Raw genomic sequence first — 19626 nt, 5'->3', positions numbered from 1 at the left:
AGATCGGCCCACCCCTTCTCGCTTTACTGAGGTTTGAGCACCAGCGTGGCCAGCGGTGGCAGATCCAGGCTCAGCGATTGTGGCTGGCCATGGCTGGCCACCGCCTCGCTGAATAGCCCACCCTGACTGCCGGCATTGGAGCCAGCGTAGCGCTCGGCATCGCTGTTGAGTAACACGTGCCAGGCGCCCTCTTTCGGTACGCCGATGCGATAGCCGTTGCGCGGCTCCGGCGTGAAGTTGTGCACCACCAGCAAGGGTAAGCCGTCCTTGTCGTGCCGCAGCCAGGCGAACACGCTGTTGGTGGCATCGTCACCGATCAGCCAGGCGAAGCCTTCGGCACTGCCGTCGAGCTGGTGCAGCGCCGGCTCATGACGATAGAGGCCGTTAAGGTCGCTGACCAGTTGCTGCACGCCCTTGTGCTCGCCGTAACGCAGCAGGTACCAGTCCAGCTCGTGGTCGTGGTTCCACTCGCGCCACTGGCCGAACTCGCAGCCCATGAACAGCAGCTTCTTGCCCGGGTGGCTCCACATGAAGCTCAGGTACAGACGCAGGTTGGCGAACTTCTGCCAGCGGTCACCGGGCATCTTGTCGAGCAGCGAGCGCTTACCGTGCACCACCTCATCGTGGGAGATCGGCAGCACGAAGTGTTCGGAGAACGCATACAGCAGGCCAAAGGTCAGCTGGTGATGATGATGCTGGCGATGCAGGGGATCTTCGGCTGCGTACTTGAGGCTGTCGTGCATCCAGCCCATGTTCCACTTGTAGGCGAAGCCCAGGCCGCCTTCCTGGGTCGGCCGGCTAACGCCTGGCCAGGCGGTCGATTCTTCGGCAATCACGAGCGCGCCGGGCACTTCCTGAGCGACCACGTCGTTGAGGTGACGCAGGAAATCGATACTTTCCAGGTTCTCGCGGCCGCCATGACGGTTGGGAATCCACTCGCCGTCCTTGCGCGAATAGTCGCGGTAGAGCATCGACGCCACGGCGTCCACCCGCAGCCCATCGATGTGATAGGTGCGCAGCCAGTGCAGCGCCGAGGCCAGCATGAAGCCGTGCACTTCGGTGCGGCCGAGGTTGTAGATGTAGGTGTCCCAGTCCTGGTGGAAGCCCTCGAACGGGTGCGCGTATTCGTACAGCGCGGTGCCGTCGAACTGACCGAGGCCGTGGGCGTCGGTAGGAAAATGCGCCGGCACCCAGTCGAGGATCACGCCAATGCCGGCCTGGTGGCAGGCGTCGACGAACGCGGCGAAATCCGCCGGGCTGCCATGGCGTGCCGTGGGCGCGAACTGCGAGAGGAGCTGATAGCCCCAGGAGCCGCCAAACGGGTGCTCCATGATCGGCATCAGCTCGATATGGGTGAAACCCAGCTGCTGCACATAGGGGATCAGCTGTTCACCCAGCTCCTTCCAGCTCAGCAGGCGGCCCTCTTCGCCGCCCTCGCGGCGCCAGGAGGCGGCGTGCAATTCGTAGATCGACATCGGCGCCTGGTAACCCTGCTGGGCCTGGCGCTGCTGGAGCCACTGATCATCGTGCCAGTCGAACTGCAGCGGTGCGGACACCACCGAACCGGTGGCCGGCGGCAACTCGGTAGCCAGGGCCATGGGGTCGGCCTTCAGCGGCAACAGGCCGTCGCGACCAAGAATTTCGTACTTGTAGACTTCGCCCGGCGTCAGGCGCGGGATGAACAACTCCCACACGCCACTTGGCTGGCGCAGGCGCATCGGGTGACGGCGCCCATCCCAGCCATTGAAGCCGCCCACCACCGACACCCTACGGGCATTCGGCGCCCATACCGAAAAGCGCACGCCCTGCACGCCCTCGTGAGTGGTGAACTGGGCACCCAGGCTCTTGCCAAGCTCGCGGTGATTGCCCTCGGCAAACAGATACAGGTCCATTTCACCAAGCAGTTGGCCGAAGGCATAAGGGTCCTCGGTTTCCTGAACCCCGGAGCTCCAGGTGATGCGGTAGCGATACGGCACCTGCTGCTCGATGCGGATGCTGAACAGCCCAGGCACGCTGGATTGCTCAAGGCTGCCGAGCACCTCGCCGCTCACTGCGTGAATCAGCTCGACGCCCAGAGCGCCGGGCAGGTAGGTACGAATCGTAAGCCCATGGGCGAACGCGTGGGGGCCCAGAATCGAAAACGGGTCGCCATGTTCGCCCCTGATCAGGGCCTCGACGGCAGCGCGCTCGATACCCGCCACCTGGCGATCGGTTTCTCCATTGCTCATCGTTTACCGCTCCCCAAAAGATATTTGCTCAGCTCTATCAACCCTTGCACCGGAACTTCCAGCCAATCGGGCCGATAGCGCGCTTCATAAAGAATTTCGTAAGCCGCTTTTTCGATGCAGAACAGCGCCAGCGCTGCCACTTCACCTTCGCGGTCATGCCAGGCGTGGGGCAGATCAGCTGCCGCCAGCCGGTAGGCTTCGTTGAATGCCGTTCTGGCCTGGCTGCGATACAGCTCGGCGATATGCAGACGAGCCTGCTCGCCCTCAGGCGTTGCCTCGGCGCTCTGGGCGCTGCGCGTGGCCATCGCGGCGGCATAGTCGAAGGAGCGCAGCATGCCGGCGACATCCTTGAGCGGACTGTAGAAAGCGCGGCGCTCTTCCAGCGTGCGTGTCGGCTCACCCTCGAAATCGATCAGGTAGGCATCGCCCTGCACCACCAGCACCTGGCCCAAGTGCAGATCGCCATGCACGCGCATGCGAATGCCGCCCGCCGAACGCTGCGCCAGGTCGTCGACCCGTTCGAGAATCTGCTCGTGGCGCGCTGCCAGCCAGTCTGCTTGGTTGGCCGCCTCGCCCGGCAGATGCCCGCGCCCATCGGCAATCACTTTCAGCGCCTCGCGTACCTGGGCAGTGATGTTCTGCGACCACTCGGCCACTTCGGCGTCGCCGGTTTCACGATAGCCGAAATCCGGGTTGTCACTGGCCTGGCCGAGCGCCACGTGCATCTCGCCCAAGCGCTTGCCCAGCAGGCCCGCGAAGGTTTCCAGCTCGGCCAGGGCACTGTGCGAGTTGCCCTGTTCGGCATGCCCGCCAGCCAGTTCCTCACGGACCGCGCGTTCCAGTTTGTTCAATGTCCACTGCCAGGCATCGCCCTGATTGTTCAGGTAGCCCTGCAGGATCATCAATGTGTGGGGCACGCCTCCCTCGTCCACGCGGCGCACTTCGCCAAGCAACGGCGCGATGTGCTCGAAGCCGGCGGCAGTCAGGTAGCCACCGATTTCCGCCTCGGGGTGGATGCCCGGCAGCACGCGGCGCACCAGCTTGAGCACGGCCTGCTCGTTGATGATCGCCGAGCTGTTGGATTGCTCCGCGGAGATCAGCTTGATCTCCGCGGAGGTCAGGTCGCCCAGTTCCTGCAGGCGCGCGGTGGGCACGAACTGAATCTCGCTGCCCTGCCAGCCCAGCACGCTGCGCTCGCTCAGCTGGCCCATCACATGGCGCACGAAGCCCGGCAGCGTGAAGCCATCGGTGAGCAGCCCCACCTGAACACCGCGACGCAGCCGGGCCAGGGCCAGTTGCTGCGGCAGACCACTGCCCGCTTCTCTCTCGCCAACATAGCCGAGTGGCACTTGGTAGTGCTCGCTGCTACCGGAATGGCGGACGACTTCCACTTCACTAAGCACGTAAGGCTCGTCCGCGCTGCCGAATGGAGTGGCGTACAGCAGCTTGACCTGCTTGACGTCCCCGGCCCCACCGGAGAACCAGCGGCGCTTGGGCAGATAGGCGGGCAGCGATTCCTGCTCAAGGGTCGCGCGGGCGGGTAATTGCAGCAGCTCGCCGAGTTGGTTGTTGATCACCAAAGTGGTCAGCTCCGGCGTGGGGTTGGCCGGTGATATGTGCGAGCTGGTCATTTGCGCCTCCTCGGCGAGAAGAAACCGGAAGCCATAGGGCGGCCAAGTGAGCAGACCATTGAGTGGTCCGATCCGCTGCGGTCATTGAAAAAGGTGCAGGCCATCGACCGCTTCCTCAGCTCGCCACACGGATGCGCCAGATGCCGAACGGCTGGTGCCAGGGCTCGATGCGCATCCATTGGGTCTTGCCGTGCCACTGCCAGGTGTGGCCGGTCATCAGGTCCTCGCCATGGGTGGTGGCGTGGTCATCCAGGCCCAGCTCCCACAGCGGCAGCTCGAAGTGGGCTTCCTGGGCATTGTGTGGATCGAGGCTGACGGCCACCAGAATGAAGTTCTCGCGGTCGGCGGTACGTTTGCCGAAGAACAAGATGTTGTCGTTCCAGCAGGGGTAAGCCTTGAAGCCCAAGTGGGTCTGCAGCGCCGGGTTCTGCCGGCGAATGCGGTTGAGCTGGGCGATCTCGGCAACGATATTGCCCGGCGCCTGGTAGTCGCGAACGCGGATCTCGTACTTCTCCGAGTCCAGGTACTCCTCCTTGCCCGGCACCGGCAGGGACTCGCAGATCTCGAACCCCGAATACATGCCCCACAGCCCCGAGCCCATGGTCGCCAGGGCGGCACGGATCAGGAAGCCGGCGCGGCCCTTGTGGTGCAGGAAGTACGGGTTGATGTCCGGCGTGTTGACGAAGAAGTTCGGCCGGTAGCAATCGCGCCATGGCGCTTCGTTGAGTTCGGTCAGGTAGGTTTCCAGCTCGGCCTTGGTATTGCGCCAGGTGAAATAGGTGTAGCTCTGGGTAAAACCCACCTTGCCCAGGCGCGCCATCATCGCCGGGCGGGTGAAGGCCTCGGCGAGGAACATCACCTGCGGGTGGCTCTTGCGGATGTCGGCGATCAGCCATTCCCAGAACGGCAGCGGCTTGGTGTGCGGGTTGTCGACGCGGAACTGGTACACGCCCAGCTCCACCCAGCCGCGCACCACGTCGCGCAGCGCCAGCCACAGGTCGGGCACGGCGTCCTTGGCGTAGAAGTCGACGTTGACGATGTCTTCGTACTTCTTCGGCGGGTTTTCCGCATGGCGGATGGTGCCGTCCGGGCGCCAGCTGAACCAGCCCGGATGCTGCTGCAGCCACGGGTGATCGGGCGAGCACTGGATGGCGAAATCCAGGGCGATCTCCAGGTCGTGGTCACGGGCTGCCTCCACCAGCGCGACGAAATCCTCGCGGGTGCCGAGCTGCGGGTGAATGGCCTCATGGCCGCCGTCGGGGCTACCGATGGCGTAGGGGCTGCCAGGATCGTCCGGGCCCGCCGTCAGCGAATTGTTGCGGCCCTTGCGGTGGGTGGTGCCAATCGGGTGGATCGGCGGGAAATACAGCACGTCGAAGCCCATGGCCTGGATCGCCGGCAAACGCTTGATCACGTCACGGAAGGTGCCATGGCGCGCCGGGTCGTCGGTTTCCGAACGCGGAAACAGCTCGTACCAACTGGCGAACCGCGCCAGCGGGCGCTCGACGTCGAGCAGATAAGTCGCGCTGCGGGTGCGATGCGGGTGGCCCTCGGCGCGGCGCACCAGCGCCACGGTTTCCGCGGCCAGCAGCAGCGCGACGCGCTCGTCGAGGCTTTGCAGCTCCACCAATTCGTCACGCAGAGCCTGCAGGGTAATGGCCAGCTCGCCCTCGGCGCGCTCGGCAGCCTGGCTGAGCAACGCCTCGCCTTCCTGCAATTCGAGGTTGATGGTCACTCCGGCGCCGAATTTCTTCGACAGCTCGTAGCAGTAGCTGGCGTACACATCCCACCAGGCTTCGATAAGGAACTCGACTTCACCGACGCGCTGCGGGGTGATCTCGGCCTGCCAGCGCTCGAGGCCGACATCCACCAGCGGCTCACGGTGCCAGTCCGTCGCGCCCACGTCGCGCCAGAGTACTTCGCCGGCCAGCTTGTCGTGGCCATCGGCGAAGATCAGCGCGCTGACGGTGACCTTATCGCCGACTATCGCCTTGGCGGCGAAGCGCCCCTGCTCAACCTGCGGCTCGACCTCTTCGATGGCCAGGCGTGGCAATTCCAGCGCGCGCTCCAGCGACAATTCGCCATGGTTCAAACGATCGGGCTCTTGCAGATAAGCGGATGGCATCGAAACGGGCTCCTCACGCCTGGCAGGCGTATAAGCTGTTGCACCGTGGCATGCCACGGGCTGTACGCGACAGTGCGTATCTGAATGCGGGTTGCCGTCGGCACCTGTCGCCCTGCTCTGTCGCAGGGTTTCCCTGGTGCCGCGACCTGTCTATCTCCGAACCTGGCGGCTTTGGCAAAGTTCAGAGTTTCCGAGGCGAGGTAAATGCGCCTTAGAACCTGCGTACGATCGTCAAGGCGACATTGAATAGGCTGCTACAAGGCAAGAGCAGCCGATCCACTGTGGGAGCGCGCCATGCGCGCGAAAAATCGCGGGCATGGCCCGCTCCCACAGGTACTGCGCCGATGACCGCTCCCACTACTTTGCAGTCAAAGCGCTGAAGTCGAGCCCCTAGATCGTAAAAAGGCTCTCAGGGCGCCTCGGTGCCGAGCTTCTTCCACATGCCGTTGGTAATGCGCTGGCGGTTGGCATAACCGGCCCAGGGATCGTCCTCGAGCTTGGCCAGGCGTTGCTGCAGATTGCCGATATGCCACTGCCTGGAGTCACGCAATTGCCCCAACTCCTCGCGGCTGATCGGCACCGATACTGGCAAGCCCGGCCGCGCACGTACCGAGTAGGCGGCCACGGTGCTGGCACCGCGGCCGTTGCGCAGGTAATCCAGGTAGACCTTGCCGATGCGATTTTTCGGCCCCATACGGGCACTGAAGCGATCCGGCAGCTCGCTGGCCATGAATTGCGAGATCGCCTTGCCAAAGGCCTTGAGGGTGTCCCAGTCGACGTGCCGCGCCAGCGGCACCACCAGGTGCATGCCGGCGCCGCCGCTGGTTTTCACGAAGGTTTCCAGGCCCAGCTCGTCGAGTACCGACAGGCTCAGGCGCGTGGCCTCCAGCACGGCGCGCCAGGGCAGCGCCGGATCCGGGTCGAGGTCGAGGATCAGCCGGTCCGGCCGCTCGATGCTCGCGTAGGCGGCATTCCAGGTGTGCAGCTCGATGGTGCACATCTGCACCGCTCCCACCAGGGCCGGCACGCTGTCGATGGTCATCAGCCGGTCATGGCCGGGATCGAGTTCGGCGTCCAGGTGACGGATGTTGGGTATGTCCAGGCGCTCGGCATGTTTCTGGAAGAACTGTTCACCGCCGACACCGCCTGGTGCGCGCAGCAGCGAAACCGGGCGATTGCGTACCTCGGGTAGCACCCAGTCGGCGATCTCGGCATAGAAACGCGCGAGCTGCCCCTTGGTCTTGCCACTCTGCTCGTCGATGACCCGTTCGGGATGGCTGACCGATACCTCGCCAATCTGCTCGCGGCCCTTTCGCGTGCCGCCTTTGCCAGCGGCCTGCCTGCCCGTTGCGCCCTCTTCCACTGCCTTGGCTGGCGCCGCCCGTTCCTCGACGATCTGCTCGGCCGGTTTGTCAGTGCGCTCGCCAACGAAAGCACCCTGGCGTACCAGACCCTCCCCGGTCCAACCGGCGAACGCGACCTCGACCACCAGTTGCGGCTCAATCCACTGCACGCCACGTCGCTGCGCCGCGCTGAGTTGCTTGTGCAACGGCGCGTCGTCTCGCGCCAATGCCTTCATGCGTTTGTGCAGGCTGCCAAGCAGCGCCTCGTTGAAGCCGGTGCCGACCCGCCCGGCGTAGCGCAAGCCCTTGGCCTCGTTGACTGCCAGCAGCAGCGCACCGAACCCCGAGCGGCTGCCCTGGGGTTTGCTGAAGCCGACCACCACGAACTCCTGGCGCTGCCGGCATTTGAGCTTGATCCAGTCGGCGCTGCGCGAGGAGCGATAGGGGCTGCCGGCACGCTTGCCGATCACCCCTTCCAAACCCAATGCGCAGGCGCTGCCCAACACGCTCTGGTGATCGACCTCGAAGGCTTCGGAAAAACGCAGCGGACCTTTGCGTTTCGGCAGTTTCTGTTGCAGCGCCTGACGGCGCTGCTCGACGGGCAACTCCCGCTGATCGACACCATCGAGCCAGGGTGCGTCGAACAGGAAGTACAGGATGTCGCCACTGCGCGCGTCATCGAAGGCGTTCTGCAGCGCTTGAAAATCCGGCATGCCCTGCTCGTCGAGCACCACCGCCTCGCCATCCAGCCAGCTGTCGCCGAGCCCCAGCTTGGCCAGGGCCTTGGCCTGGGGCGCCAGGCGCGCCGTCCAGTCGTGGCCGTTGCGGCTGAACAGGGTCACCTCGCCATCTTTGACGCACGCCATGATGCGGTAGCCGTCGTACTTGATCTCGTAGAGCCAGTCCCCGCCCGGGGGCGACTCGACCAGGGTTGCCAGCTGCGGCGATAGGGTGTCCGGCATGGTCGATTGGGCGGATTTGCTTGCCTTGGTCTTGGTCTTGACCACCTTTGCCGGAGCCTTGCTGCGCGTCTTGGTCTTGCCCGCCTGATTGGCCGCCGGCTTGGCCATGCCGCCGACCAGTTCGCCGCTGATCACGCTGGCTGGTAGTTCGCTGACAATGTCGTACTCGTCGGCCGGCCTGGCCACGTCATCCTGCTCCTTGATCAGCAGCCATTGCTGCTTGTCGCCACTGCCTTTCAAACGCGTGCGTACCAGGGTCCAGGCGCCGCTGAGCTTCTCGCCGACCAGGGTGAACTTGAGCTTGCCGGCCTCGTACGCCGCGACGGGATCGCCTTCGGGCTGCCAGATGCCATGATCCCAGACGATCACATCACCCGCCCCATAATTGCCCTCGGCGATGCTGCCCTCGAAGCTGGCATAGGCCAGCGGGTGATCCTCGACATGCACGGCCAGACGCTTCTGCTTGGGGTCGAGGCTGGGACCCTTGGGCACGGCCCAGCTTTTCAGGGTGCCCTGCAGCTCCAGGCGAAAATCGTAATGCAGGTGCCGCGCATCGTGCTTCTGCACCACGAAACTCAGCGCTCCGGCCTTGGCGCGGCTGCGCCGGCCGGATTCCCGGGGTTCGCTGGTGGAGTCGAAATTGCGCTTGCGGTTGTAATCGCTGGTTGCCTTGGCCATTGCCGCTCACCTCACTTGGATGAGCGTTTGCGCGCAGGCTTGCTGGAATTGCCTTCCAGGCTGCGCTTGAGCAGATCGGTAAGGTCGATGACGTCGGCGCTCTTGCTGGCCGGCTTGCGCTCGCCGCCTTCCACGTCTTCGATCTTGCCGGCCTTGGCCTTCTTCTCGACCAGCTTCATGATCTCGTCGCGGAAGGTGTCCTGGTATTCGTCGGGCGACCACTCGATAGTCATGTCGCGCACCAGGCGCTTGGCCATGTCGCGCTCGCCCTTGCTGAGCTTGGCACCGGTAACCGCCGTGCTGAGTTCCAGGGTATCGAGGCCACGCACCTCATCGGGCCAGCGCAGCATTACCAGAATCAGCGCGTCACCGTCGACCATCAGCGCCGCCAGGTGCTGCTTGACGTGCAACACCACATTGGCGAGCGCTACCTTGCCGGAATCCTTGAGGGTCTGCTGCAGCAGTGCATAGACCTTTTCGCCGCGCTTGTCCGGCGCCAGGTAGTAGGGCCGCTCGATGTTCTGCAGGGGAATGTCCTTGGCATCGAGAAAGCCGAATATATCGATGGTCTGGGTCGACTCGGGGTGGGCGGCGCGAATCTCGTCCTCGCTGATGATCACGTAGCGGCCCTTCTCCACCTGCACGCCCTTGGCGATGTGCTCCTTGTCGACTTCCTTGCCGGTGGCCTTGTTGACGCGCTTGTAGCCCACCGGCTCCATGCTGCGCGAGTCGAGCCAGTCGAAGTCGATGCCCTTGGACTCGGTCGCCGAAACCAGTGATACGGGAATATGGACCAGCCCGAAACTGATCGCCCCTTTCCAGATTGCACGCGCCATGTGGCAGATCTCCCGTGAATTGAATCTGTACGGGTGACTGAGCGGCGAAAACAAAAGTTTCAGTGATCCGCCGGAGGGCACGGCGGCGGCGCAGGATCAGGCCGCGAAGAAAGGGGATCTACAGGGCGACGCCGTCGCGGTAGACCACGTCGCCGTCGATGGTGATGTCACGGATCTGCCGCAGCAGGTTGTCGGCGGCGGTTTCCGCCTCGCTCTCGCACACCGAACCGAAGGCAGGCACCCAGAGCAGCTGCACGGCGGCGCCAGCGCATTTTGGCTGGTACTCGATCAGGCCAACGTAATGCTGGCCATCCTTCATGGCGTCCGTCCAGGCAATGCATCCCTTGAAGTCTCGGAACATCCCAGGCTCCCTTGATTCACCCGATACCCTATAGGAGCGTGGCCGGCGCCAAGACGTTCCCGTATTCAACGCGCGCGCTTTTCCAGCCAGGCAATCAGGTGCGGCACGGTGTTGAAAATGAACAGCGCCATCAGCGTAGCCAGCACTGCGGTGGCCTCGCGGCCCATGCCGATAGTGATGCCGATGGCGGCAGTCAGCCAGATGCCCGCGGCGGTGGTCAGGCCTTTCACCTCTGTCATCGAATCACCCTTGATGATGGTGCCCGCACAGAGGAAGCCAATACCGGCCACCAGGCCTTGAATGACCCGGCTCATGGCATCGTGCTCGGCTCCCATCTGCGCCGGTACCAGCACGAACATCGCCGAGCCGATGGCTACCAGCATATGGGTGCGCACGCCGGCGGCCTTGCCGCTGGTTTCGCGCTCTAGCCCCAGCAAGCCGCCCAACAGCGCCGCCAGCAGCAGGCGCAGGGTGACCTGCGTGAACTGCTCGGGCGAGTTTAGATCGGAAAATTCGTTGGCCAGCGTGGCCAGTACCGCGTCCCAGAAACTCAAGTCGATTGCTCCAGCCTGCTCGATCAGGAAATCAGCGCAGCGCCCGCCACGCTGCTGCAATCGACCCCAACGGCAGGCAGAGGTTTGGCTTTTTTGACGGCATACCGCTGGGCGAAAAACCTGAACGTCGGCCAACGCCGGCCAGTCAGTTGTGATGACAGGCGAACAGCCGACACGCGCTACAAGCGCCAGACGAAAAGAGGTTGGGATGTCCAGAAATCACTACTTTCTCGTCAGCTACCGGCTTGGCAAGCAGAAGAAATCCACCGAGGTGCAAACGGCTGCGCCAGTGCTCACGCCCGAACAGGCGCGCTATCACATCGAATCGCTGCACAGCAGTGAGTTGCCGAGCGAGATCACCGATATCGATGTAAAGCCGTTGGGCGACTCCACCGACCAAGAGCCTGGTCAACAGCGACATACCTGAGCGGAAATCATGAGCGATCAACGCCCCATCGAGAAAATTGCCCTGTACGGCGCGCCGGACAAGATTACCGACGCCCTGCAGGAAACCCTGCTGGAGCGCGGCCTGCAGGTCATTTTGATCGTCGATGACCCAACTGATATCGCCGCGCGCCCAAAGCTCAGTGCCAAGAGCGGCACGCCGTTCAAGGCTGATAGCGTGGCGCGCGCCGTCGCCGGGGTTGATGCAGTCATCGCCGTGCTCAATAGCCGGCAGCTGCGCGCTGGCGGTGATGCGGCAGGCTTCGAGCGCACCTATGACGCCACCATCGCCTTGCTCGAAGGGTTGCCGACCGCGCAGGTGGAACGCCTGCTGCTGATCGGCGTACACGGCTGGCTCGATAGCAACGAGGCGCTGCCCGCTGAGAAAGTCGAACATCTGCAACACAGCCTGCACAAGTCGCCGCTGAGCTGGACGCTGGTCGACGCGCCAGGCACAGAGCCAAATGCATTCATGACGCTGCAACAATATGCCTGCAGCGTGATAGACCAATGCCTGCAGGGCACGAGCGTCAAACAGCGTTTGTACATCGACCCTCGCCTGCAGGCCGAGGAGGCACCATGAGTCCTGAAAGCTACATTCTATTGATGATTTCCGGTTGGCTGCTGGTATCGGCGGCTATGTTGTGGGGTATGTTGCGCCTGCTTAGCCGCTATCAGCTCGAGGCCCAGCTGGCCGAGGAATTCCCACCCCTGCCCGCCTCGCCACGCGATCCAGCTTGGCGCCGTCAGCATGCGCCACGGCGCGCCAAACTGCGCGCTCGCGCCCAGCGTACCTGTCAGCAGCATGCGCATGTGCTGACCAGCTAAGAATCTGTTGACGATCATTAGGCGAAATTAAAGAGACTGCTACAGGTAAAAGGCAGCCGTCACTGACCGATTGTGGGAGCGGGCCATGCCCGCGAAAAATCACGGGCATGGACTAGGCGTCCCCGCCCGTTGCCACGGGATAGTTCGTAGGGTGGATGACGCTCTTTTCATCCACCGTTGCGCTCACGGGGCGGTGGACGGGTGAAGCGTCGTCCACCCTACGAACTAGACGTCCCAGCCCGCTGCCACGGGATAGGGGGACGACCGCTTTCGCCACCTTGCAGGCAAGACGATGAAATCGATCCGACTGGTTGGAAATAGCGTCTGACACCCACTCCCTAAGCAAATGAAAGCCCCTGCACCTTGCGGCGCAGGGGCTTTTTCACATCAGGCCGGAATCGCTTTGGTCAGCGGCTCGCGAGCCCATACACGGTGCTTGGCAATAGCCGCAGTGAACGGCTGCACCAGCGCGCTACCCGCCTGCCCGCTCAGCAAACCGTCATCTTCCTTGAGACGCAACAGCTTGAGGAGGTCGGCCGACTCGCCGCATAGACCGATAGCCTTGAGGTGTTTGTAGGCTTCGAGCAGGTAATGCAGCGCCACGCCATCGCCTTCCAAGGCCTTGGCGAAGCTTGCGCCACCCGGTACCCACACCGCGTCGAAGGCCACCGACGGCAGGCCCTGCATGGAGTCGTTCGGCACCAGTTGCTTGCCGGCATCGCTCTTCACCGGCGCGGCGCTAGGCGCCAGCAGCTTGAACTGCGCGCCCTGCTTGTCCAGCTCGGCAGTGAGCGCATCGATATCGGCCTGCTTTACGCCGTCGCCAATCAGAATCGCCACCTTGCGCGACTTGATATTGCCCGGCAGCAGGTTCATCTGGCTCAGCGCTGGCGACTCTTTCAACGAGATCTCCGGCACCTGCACGGTCGGCCCGCTTGGCGCATCGACACCGATATTGGCCGCCACCTGCTTGGCCAGATCCAGATCGATATTGGCGAGAATCTCGTGCACCTGACGCTTGCGAATATGCATGCGCTCGACCTTGCCCAGCTCGAAGCTGTAGGCCGCGATGATATGGGCTTTCTCGGCAGCGCTCATGCTGTGGAAGAACAGCCGGGCCTGGGAGAAGTGATCACCGAACGACTCGGCGCGCTTGCGGATCTTCGGCCCGGAGACCTCTTCGGGGTAGCTGACGTAACCGCCGCCCTTCGGCGCTTCGGGGGTTTCCTTCGGCCAGCCGCCGTCGATGGAGTTTGGCTCGTAGGAAGCGCGGCCCTTGTTGATGGTCTGGCGGTGGAAGGAGTCGCGGTTATTGTTGTGGAACGGGCACACCGGGCGGTTGATCGGAATTTCGTTGAAGTTCGGCCCACCCAGGCGCAGCAGCTGGGTGTCGGTGTAGGAGAACAGCCGGCCCTGCAACAGCGGATCATTGGTGAAGTCGATACCGGGCACGATGTTGGCCATCTGGAAGGCCACCTGCTCGGTCTCGGCGAAGAAGTTATCCGGGTTGCGGTTCAGTACCAGCTTGCCGACCACGCGTACCGGCACCAGCTCTTCGGGCACCAGTTTGGTGGCGTCGAGCAGGTCGAAGTCGAACTTGTGCTCGTCTTCCTCGGGGATCACCTGCAGACCCAGTTCCCACTCCAGCGGGTCGCCGTTCTCGATGTCGTCCCACAGGGTGCGACGGTGGAAGTCCGGATCCTTGCCGGCGAGCTTCTGCGCCTCGTCCCAGACCAGCGAGAACACCCCGGCCACTGGCCGCCAGTGGAACTTGACGAAGTGCGCACGGCCCTCGGCGTTGACCAGCCGGTAGGTGTGCACGCCAAAGCCCTGCATGCCACGAAAGCCTACCGGGATAGCGCGGTCGGACATGGTCCAGAGCACCATATGGGCCGATTCCGGGGTCAGTGACACGAAGTCCCAGAAGGTGTCATGGGCCGAGGCGCCGGTGGGAATCTCGTTGTGCGGCTCGGGCTTCACGGCGTGCACGAAGTCCGGAAACTTGATGGCGTCCTGGATGAAGAATACCGGCATGTTGTTGCCGATCAGGTCGAAATTGCCCTCGTCGGTATAAAACTTGGTGGCGAAGCCGCGCACGTCGCGCACCGTATCGGCCGAACCGCGCGGGCCCTGCACGGTGGAGAAGCGTACGAACACCGGGGTCTGCTTGCTCGGGTCGGTAAGAAAATCCGCCTTGGTCAGCTCGCTCAGGTCCTCATAGACCTGGAAGTAGCCGTGGGCCGCCGCGCCGCGCGCATGCACCACGCGCTCAGGAATGCGCTCGTGGTCGAAGTGGGTGAGCTTTTCACGCAGCAAGAAGTCTTCGAGCAGCGACGGGCCGCGCTCGCCTGCACGCAGGCTGTTCTGGTTGTCGGCAATGCGCGTGCCGTGGTCGGTGGTGAGTGCCTGGCCGGTGGCGTCTTCACGAAAGCGCTCGAGTTGCTCGAGCTTCTTGTTGCTGTTGCTGCGATCCGGCGTGTCAGTTCCGGCGAGCTCGCTGGTGCGGCCCTTGTCGTTGGCTTCCATCCGTATCTCCTCAGTATTGCTTTGGCCCGCCAGCTCGATCGAGTGACATTGCAAACGGGATGCGGGCGCCCACGCTCAGGCAAAGGTGGATCAGCGCCCCTGGGAATGTGAGGACACCAGTGCCGGGACGTTCGGCTTGTTTACCAGGGTACGGGGCCACTGTGAGACGAACGGCATACTGGCCTTGCGACATACCCCAGACATAGAAAAGCCCGGCGTGGTGGACACGCCGGGCTCTGTTGACCGCGAGGGATCAGTCGTCGATGCCGGAGACCTTCCAGATGTCCTTGGCGTATTCGCGGATGGTGCGATCCGAAGAGAACCAGCCGGTACGCGCGGTGTTGAGCACCGCCGTCTGCCACCAGCGATCCGGCGTGCGCCACAGCATGTCGACTTTGCGCTGCGCGTCCCAGTAGGCCTGGAAGTCGGCGCAGACCAGGAAACGGTCATGGGCCAGCAGGCCATCGATCAGCCCGGCATAACGACCCGGATCATCCGGCGAGAACACTCCGGAGCGAATCGCCTCCAAGGCGCCAGCGAGCCGCTCGGAGGCCGCCACCTCGGCGCTCATGTTCAGGTCTCGCCGCGAGCGCACCGCAACCTGCTGGGCGGTCATGCCGAAGATGAACATGTTCTCGCGGCCGATCTGCTCGGACATTTCCACGTTGGCGCCATCGAGCGTACCTATGGTCAGCGCGCCATTAAGGGCGAACTTCATGTTGCTGGTGCCGGACGCCTCCAGCCCTGCCGTGGAGATCTGCTCGGAAAGATCCGCCGCCGGGATGATCACTTCGGCCAAGCTGACGTTGTAGTTGGGGATGAATACCACTTTGAGCAGCCCGCGCAGCGTCGGGTCGGCATTGACGGTGCGGCTGATGTCATTGGCCAGCTTGATGATCAGCTTGGCCTGGTGATAGCTGGCCGCAGCCTTACCGGCAAAGATCTTCACCCGCGGCGCCCAGTCGGTGGCCGGGTCGTTGCGCATCGCCTGATACAACGCCACGGTGTGCAGCAGGTTGAGCAGCTGGCGCTTGTATTCGTGGATACGTTTGACCTGCACATCGAAGATCGCCTGAGTATCCACGCTGATGCCCATGCGCTCGCGTACCAGCTCGGCCAACGCACGCTTGGCGTGCTGACGCTGAGCGGCAAATTGCTTGCGGAACGGCGCCTTGGCGGCGAAAGGCTCGAGCGAGCGCAGCGTGGTTTCCGGCGAATCCAGCACGCCGTCGCCCAGCGCGCCGACCAACAACTCGGTCAGCTGCGGATTGGACTGATAAAGCCAGCGGCGGAAGGTCACGCCGTTGGTCTTGTTGTTGATGCGTTCCGGGTACAGGTGATGGAAATCGCTGAACACGCTCTTGCGCATCAGGTTGGTGTGCAGCGCCGACACGCCGTTGATGCTGTGCGAGCCGAGAAACGCCAGGTTGCCCATGCGCACACGGCGGCCATGATCCTCGTCGATCAGCGAGATGGAACGCAGCAGGTCGAAGTCGTGGATGTCTTTGGCGCGCAACGAATCGATGTGGTACGCGTTGATCAGGTAGATGATCTGCATGTGCCGCGGCAGCAAACGCTCCATCAACGACACCGGCCAGGATTCCAACGCCTCGGGCAGCAGGGTGTGGTTGGTGTAAGACAACGTGGCGGTGGTCAGCTTCCAAGCCTCGAACCATTCCAGGCGATACACGTCGACCAGCAGGCGCATCAGCTCCGCCACGGCGATGGCCGGGTGCGTATCATTGAGCTGGATGGCGACGCGGTCGGGCAGCGAATGAATGTCGAGGTGCAACTGCAGATGCCGGGCGATCAGGTCCTGCAGCGACGCGGAGACGAAGAAGAACTCCTGACGCAGGCGCAGCTCCTGGCCGGCTTCGGTACTGTCCGCCGGGTATAGAACCCGGGAAATGCTTTCCGCCCTGACCACGTCAGCTACTGCGCCGAAGTGATCGCCGGCATTGAAGCGCTCCAGCTGCAAATCTTCCTCGGCGCGGGCTCGCCACAGGCGCAGGGTGTTGACGCTCGAATGCCGCCAGCCGACCACTGGCGTGTCATAGGCGATGGCGCGAACCTGCTCGTTGGGTTGCCACTCGTGGCGCGAAATGTCGGCGGACTCGGCCAGGTTCACCACGCTGCCGCCGAAGCCGACGCTGTAGCTGACCTCGGGGCGCTCGAATTCCCAGGGGTTGCCAAAATCCAGCCAGGTTTCGGTGTGTTCCTGCTGCCAGCCATCGACCACTACCTGGCGAAACAGCCCGTGCTCGTAGCGAATGCCGTAGCCGTGGGCGGCGATGTTCAGTGTCGCCATGCTCTCCATGAAGCACGCGGCCAGACGGCCCAGACCGCCATTGCCCAGAGCGGCATCAGGTTCGAGATTGCGAATCTGTTCGAAGTCCACATCCAGCTGAGCGAGCGCTTCGCGGGCGGTGTCGAGCAAGCCGAGGTTGCTGAGGTTGTCGACCAACAGGCGACCGATCAGGAACTCCAGCGAGAGGTAGTAGACACGTTTCTGTTCCTGACGATCGACCTGCAGGGAAGCATCTTCCCAGTGGTCGATCAGATGGTCGCGGGCCGCCAGAGCGACCGCTTCGAACCAGTCGTGGGCAAAGGCGTTACCCGGGTCCTTGCCCACCGAATACCTGAGCTTGGCCAGGATCAGTTGTTTGAAAGTATCGACAGTGTCTGTTGCTTTCGCTGCTTCCTCGGCCATCACAGGTTCGCTCCCTGAGTCAGTTGTAGACGTGCCCGTTGTGACCCTCTTCAGCACCGCGGCTGGCGGTGAACATCATGGAATCAGCGGTCGGCGCGTTTTTCAGACCTTCATAGGTGATGCCGCCAGCGCGCGCCTGCAAATAGGCTTTCTTGGCCTGCCACAGCGAGTCTTCGCGAATGCCGTCGAGCAGGTCGTGACCGGTCAGGGTCAGGCCATTGGCGATTGCCACTGGCGCACCGTTCCACGGATGGTGCTGGGAACACTCGATCAGATTGGCCTGGCACATCAGATGAATATGGTAGCTGACCGAATCGGCCGAATGCTCGCCAACGGTCTGCGGATAAAAATGGTGCCCGGTTTCCAACGCTTCGATCTGCAGCAGCAGCTCACGGATCAGTTCCCAATCGCGTTTCATCGTCGATCTCCCAAAAGTAGGTTCAGTGGCTGGCGGGCGCATGCCAGAGCTTGGCGCGCCCTGCCCCCCAAAAGCACTTAGCAATGAGTCTGCGACGTGCAGCAGAGTTCAATCCGTCTGCCCAATTGCTGACGACCACTCATCCAACGCCCTGAACTCAGCCAGTTGCCGACCTGCCAGAGTGGTATCGATTCGCACAGGCGCTGACGAGGAGACCGACATGCCACGTGGCAGCAAAGACAAGTACACCACGGCCCAGAAGCGCAAGGCGGCAGCCATTGAATCGGGCTACGAGGAGCGTGGCATCCCCGAAGATGAGGCTCGGGCTCGCGCCTGGGCAACCGTCAACAAACAGTCCGGCGGTGGTAAGCGGGCCGGCGGTTCAGGTAGTGAAACCAGTGCCTCGCAGAAGGCCAATGCTCGTAAAGACTCCGCGCGCCAGGCAGCCGCCAGCCGTCGCGGCGAAACCCACCCGAGCCGACCGCTGGAAAGTCAGAGCAAGCAGGAACTGCTACGCATGGCGCGCGCTCGACATATCAGCGGGCGCTCTACCATGCGCAAAGATGAATTGATCAGCGCCTTGAAAACAGCCTCTTGATGGAGCAGCCCATGTCTGAACAGCCACTTAAAGTCAGCGCAGTTAACCTGGCGCCAATGGAGCGGGTTATTTCCATCGCCGGCGGCGTTCTGCTGATTCGCAAAGGTCTGGCGATTCGCGGCGTGTTCGGTCTGACCGATATCGCTGCCGGCGCCCTGGGCATCTTTCGCGGCGTGACCGGCATCTGCCCGGCCAAACGGCGCATGGCAGCCCGAGCGCCGAAAGTGACGATAAAACGTCTGCCACCGCCGCGGCGTCTGCTCGGGTAGCTACAGCGGTGCCTTTGCGGCGCCGCTGTAGCTGACTATATCGGTCAGCGATAGGAGCAGATCATCGCCAGAAACTGGTTTTCGGTGCTGGTGCCGTGGGGCGCGGCCTCATCCCAGAGCAGCAGTTCGCCGTTGTAATAGGCGAAGTACAACGACTCTTCCTGATCGTCGCGTTTGGCGAAACCGCATACGGCCAGATCATCACCCGCCGCATTGGCTGCGGTGCCAAACAGCGAATCGAACTCGACACCTTTGGCATCGATAGCCGTGAACAAGCTGGCCTTGGCAGCCTCGATATCGGGGTCGCTCGGGGTTACCTGCACGCGGGTCGGGTTGATCTTGCCAGCCACCGGGACTTGCAGTGCGGCAGGTTTGCCAGGGCTGGTGCAGCCGGCTAGAAGCAGCACAGCGGCGAAACCGGCCATCAGGGTCTTCATGTGTTCACTCCATAGCATCTGATAGGCACCGCACTGCTCTGCAACGAGGCGGCTGGGCATTGTATGCCAGATAGATGACGACACGGCGCCGATGGCTCGATATGCCATGCGGCAGACTGTAGTAGCGTTAAACCGATGCCTTCTGTTTTCCCGCTTTGGCTGGTATCGGCCGGGTCAGCACGCTAAATTGCGCCCTTGCCTGCCCTACTCTGGAGCCTCCATGACCACCGACGACACCTGCGCCGATCTGCTGCTCGACAATCAGGTGTGCTTCGCCCTGCATTCCACATCGCTGATGATGACCAAAGTCTACAAGCCGCTACTCAAGAAGCTCGGCCTGACTTATCCGCAGTACCTGGCAATGCTGGTGTTATGGGAAGGCGATGGCATCACCGTCAGCGAGATCAGCGCGCGCCTGCTCACTGACCCCGGCTCGCTGACGCCGCTGCTCAAGCGCCTGGAAGCCGAAGGCCTGATCGACCGCAAGCGCAGCAGCAGCGACGAGCGCGTGGTGCATCTGCACCTCACCGACAAGGGCCGCGCCCTGCACGCCGAAGCCCGGCAGATTCCCGGCTGCATTCTCGATGCCAGCGCACACACGGCCGAGCGCCTGGCCAAGCTCACCGCCGAGCTGACCGCCCTGCGCAAGAGGCTGCAGGACAGCCTCTGAGCACAGCC

Annotated in this window: 17 protein-coding genes; 6 read left to right on the top strand and 11 right to left on the bottom strand. The window is 63.1% G+C overall.

Annotated elements, in window-relative coordinates:
- Positions 1-23: 23 nt before the first annotated feature.
- From glgB to BUC40_RS09045, 7 genes are all read right to left on the bottom strand, one after another.
- On the bottom strand, positions 24-2228 hold the full coding sequence (gene glgB / locus BUC40_RS09075) for a 1,4-alpha-glucan branching protein GlgB (RefSeq protein ID WP_073264827.1): 2205 nt from the start codon (positions 2226-2228) through the stop codon (positions 24-26).
- Entirely contained in the window at positions 2225-3859 is a 1635-nt protein-coding gene (locus BUC40_RS09070) for a putative maltokinase (RefSeq protein WP_073264825.1), read from the bottom strand. Before BUC40_RS09070 ends, glgB begins: the two co-directional genes overlap by 4 nt.
- A gap of 115 nt (positions 3860-3974) precedes the next feature.
- The gene (locus BUC40_RS09065) at positions 3975-5984 is read right to left on the bottom strand and encodes an alpha-1,4-glucan--maltose-1-phosphate maltosyltransferase (protein ID WP_073264823.1); all 2010 of its coding nucleotides are present in this window, start codon (positions 5982-5984) and stop codon (positions 3975-3977) included.
- A 409-nt stretch (positions 5985-6393) separates the two neighbouring features.
- Entirely contained in the window at positions 6394-8967 is a 2574-nt protein-coding gene (ligD, locus tag BUC40_RS09060; protein ID WP_073264821.1) for a DNA ligase D, read from the bottom strand.
- Between the two features lie 11 nt (positions 8968-8978).
- The gene (ku, locus tag BUC40_RS09055) at positions 8979-9803 is read right to left on the bottom strand and encodes a non-homologous end joining protein Ku (protein ID WP_073264819.1); all 825 of its coding nucleotides are present in this window, start codon (positions 9801-9803) and stop codon (positions 8979-8981) included.
- Between the two features lie 118 nt (positions 9804-9921).
- Entirely contained in the window at positions 9922-10164 is a 243-nt protein-coding gene (locus BUC40_RS09050; RefSeq protein WP_073264817.1) for a hypothetical protein, read from the bottom strand.
- A gap of 65 nt (positions 10165-10229) precedes the next feature.
- Positions 10230-10718: an MgtC/SapB family protein gene (locus BUC40_RS09045; RefSeq protein WP_425272919.1), complete on the bottom strand. Its 489-nt coding sequence runs from the start codon at positions 10716-10718 to the stop codon at positions 10230-10232.
- Between the two features lie 208 nt (positions 10719-10926).
- Here BUC40_RS09045 and BUC40_RS09040 point away from each other — a divergent pair, with 208 nt between their 5' ends.
- The 3 genes from BUC40_RS09040 to BUC40_RS09030 are packed head-to-tail and all read left to right on the top strand — an operon-like array spanning position 10927 to position 11990.
- Positions 10927-11145: a hypothetical protein gene (locus tag BUC40_RS09040; RefSeq protein WP_073264793.1), complete on the top strand. Its 219-nt coding sequence runs from the start codon at positions 10927-10929 to the stop codon at positions 11143-11145.
- 9 nt (positions 11146-11154) lie between these two features.
- Positions 11155-11745 carry an NAD(P)H-binding protein gene (locus BUC40_RS09035; RefSeq protein ID WP_073264791.1) on the top strand — a complete coding sequence of 197 codons (591 nt, stop codon included), beginning with the start codon at positions 11155-11157 and terminating at the stop codon, positions 11743-11745.
- Positions 11742-11990: a hypothetical protein gene (locus BUC40_RS09030; RefSeq protein ID WP_073264789.1), complete on the top strand. Its 249-nt coding sequence runs from the start codon at positions 11742-11744 to the stop codon at positions 11988-11990. The genes BUC40_RS09035 and BUC40_RS09030 overlap by 4 nt, the downstream gene beginning before the upstream one ends.
- A gap of 387 nt (positions 11991-12377) precedes the next feature.
- Here the strand turns inward: BUC40_RS09030 and katE are convergent, their stop codons facing one another.
- The 3 genes from katE to BUC40_RS09015 all read right to left on the bottom strand — a co-directional run bounded on the left by katE (position 12378) and on the right by BUC40_RS09015 (position 17644).
- Positions 12378-14549 (bottom strand): catalase HPII, encoded by a 2172-nt coding sequence (gene katE / locus BUC40_RS09025; protein ID WP_167369147.1) that lies wholly within the window; start codon positions 14547-14549, stop codon positions 12378-12380.
- A gap of 220 nt (positions 14550-14769) precedes the next feature.
- Complete coding sequence (locus BUC40_RS09020; protein ID WP_073264785.1) at positions 14770-17226, bottom strand: glycogen/starch/alpha-glucan phosphorylase; 2457 nt, start codon at positions 17224-17226, stop codon at positions 14770-14772.
- A 19-nt stretch (positions 17227-17245) separates the two neighbouring features.
- A complete protein-coding gene (locus tag BUC40_RS09015; RefSeq protein ID WP_073264783.1) occupies positions 17246-17644 on the bottom strand; it encodes a DUF2513 domain-containing protein in 399 nt (132 codons plus the stop codon).
- A 220-nt stretch (positions 17645-17864) separates the two neighbouring features.
- Here BUC40_RS09015 and BUC40_RS09010 point away from each other — a divergent pair, with 220 nt between their 5' ends.
- Positions 17865-18242: a Rho termination factor N-terminal domain-containing protein gene (locus BUC40_RS09010; RefSeq protein WP_073264781.1), complete on the top strand. Its 378-nt coding sequence runs from the start codon at positions 17865-17867 to the stop codon at positions 18240-18242.
- An 11-nt stretch (positions 18243-18253) separates the two neighbouring features.
- Entirely contained in the window at positions 18254-18511 is a 258-nt protein-coding gene (locus tag BUC40_RS09005; RefSeq protein WP_073264779.1) for a YgaP-like transmembrane domain, read from the top strand.
- A 44-nt stretch (positions 18512-18555) separates the two neighbouring features.
- On the opposite strand, the gene BUC40_RS09000 is transcribed toward BUC40_RS09005, so the two are convergent.
- Entirely contained in the window at positions 18556-18948 is a 393-nt protein-coding gene (locus BUC40_RS09000) for a hypothetical protein (RefSeq protein WP_073264777.1), read from the bottom strand.
- Between the two features lie 220 nt (positions 18949-19168).
- On the opposite strand from BUC40_RS09000, the gene BUC40_RS08995 reads away from it, so the two are divergent.
- A complete protein-coding gene (locus tag BUC40_RS08995; protein ID WP_073264775.1) occupies positions 19169-19618 on the top strand; it encodes a MarR family winged helix-turn-helix transcriptional regulator in 450 nt (149 codons plus the stop codon).
- Positions 19619-19626: the final 8 nt, after the last annotated feature.

It is taken from the genome of Phytopseudomonas punonensis (assembly GCF_900142655.1).
Lineage (GTDB): Bacteria > Pseudomonadota > Gammaproteobacteria > Pseudomonadales > Pseudomonadaceae > Aquipseudomonas > Aquipseudomonas punonensis.
Note: the sequence above shows the minus strand (reverse complement) of the source record. Positions and strands in the feature narration are given on the sequence as shown.

Bases quoted from the DNA above. Each gene is read 5' to 3' on its own strand.
- glgB (WP_073264827.1), bottom strand. From the start codon at position 2,228: ATGAGCAATGGAGAAACCGATCGCCAGGTGGCGGGTATCGAGCGCGCT.
- BUC40_RS09070 (WP_073264825.1), bottom strand. From the start codon at position 3,859: ATGACCAGCTCGCACATATCACCGGCCAACCCCACGCCGGAGCTGACC.
- BUC40_RS09065 (WP_073264823.1), bottom strand. From the start codon at position 5,984: ATGCCATCCGCTTATCTGCAAGAGCCCGATCGTTTGAACCATGGCGAA.
- ligD (WP_073264821.1), bottom strand. From the start codon at position 8,967: ATGGCCAAGGCAACCAGCGATTACAACCGCAAGCGCAATTTCGACTCC.
- ku (WP_073264819.1), bottom strand. From the start codon at position 9,803: ATGGCGCGTGCAATCTGGAAAGGGGCGATCAGTTTCGGGCTGGTCCAT.
- BUC40_RS09050 (WP_073264817.1), bottom strand. From the start codon at position 10,164: ATGTTCCGAGACTTCAAGGGATGCATTGCCTGGACGGACGCCATGAAG.
- BUC40_RS09040 (WP_073264793.1), top strand. From the start codon at position 10,927: ATGTCCAGAAATCACTACTTTCTCGTCAGCTACCGGCTTGGCAAGCAG.
- BUC40_RS09035 (WP_073264791.1), top strand. From the start codon at position 11,155: ATGAGCGATCAACGCCCCATCGAGAAAATTGCCCTGTACGGCGCGCCG.
- BUC40_RS09030 (WP_073264789.1), top strand. From the start codon at position 11,742: ATGAGTCCTGAAAGCTACATTCTATTGATGATTTCCGGTTGGCTGCTG.
- BUC40_RS09020 (WP_073264785.1), bottom strand. From the start codon at position 17,226: ATGGCCGAGGAAGCAGCGAAAGCAACAGACACTGTCGATACTTTCAAA.
- BUC40_RS09015 (WP_073264783.1), bottom strand. From the start codon at position 17,644: ATGAAACGCGATTGGGAACTGATCCGTGAGCTGCTGCTGCAGATCGAA.
- BUC40_RS09010 (WP_073264781.1), top strand. From the start codon at position 17,865: ATGCCACGTGGCAGCAAAGACAAGTACACCACGGCCCAGAAGCGCAAG.
- BUC40_RS09005 (WP_073264779.1), top strand. From the start codon at position 18,254: ATGTCTGAACAGCCACTTAAAGTCAGCGCAGTTAACCTGGCGCCAATG.
- BUC40_RS09000 (WP_073264777.1), bottom strand. From the start codon at position 18,948: ATGAAGACCCTGATGGCCGGTTTCGCCGCTGTGCTGCTTCTAGCCGGC.
- BUC40_RS08995 (WP_073264775.1), top strand. From the start codon at position 19,169: ATGACCACCGACGACACCTGCGCCGATCTGCTGCTCGACAATCAGGTG.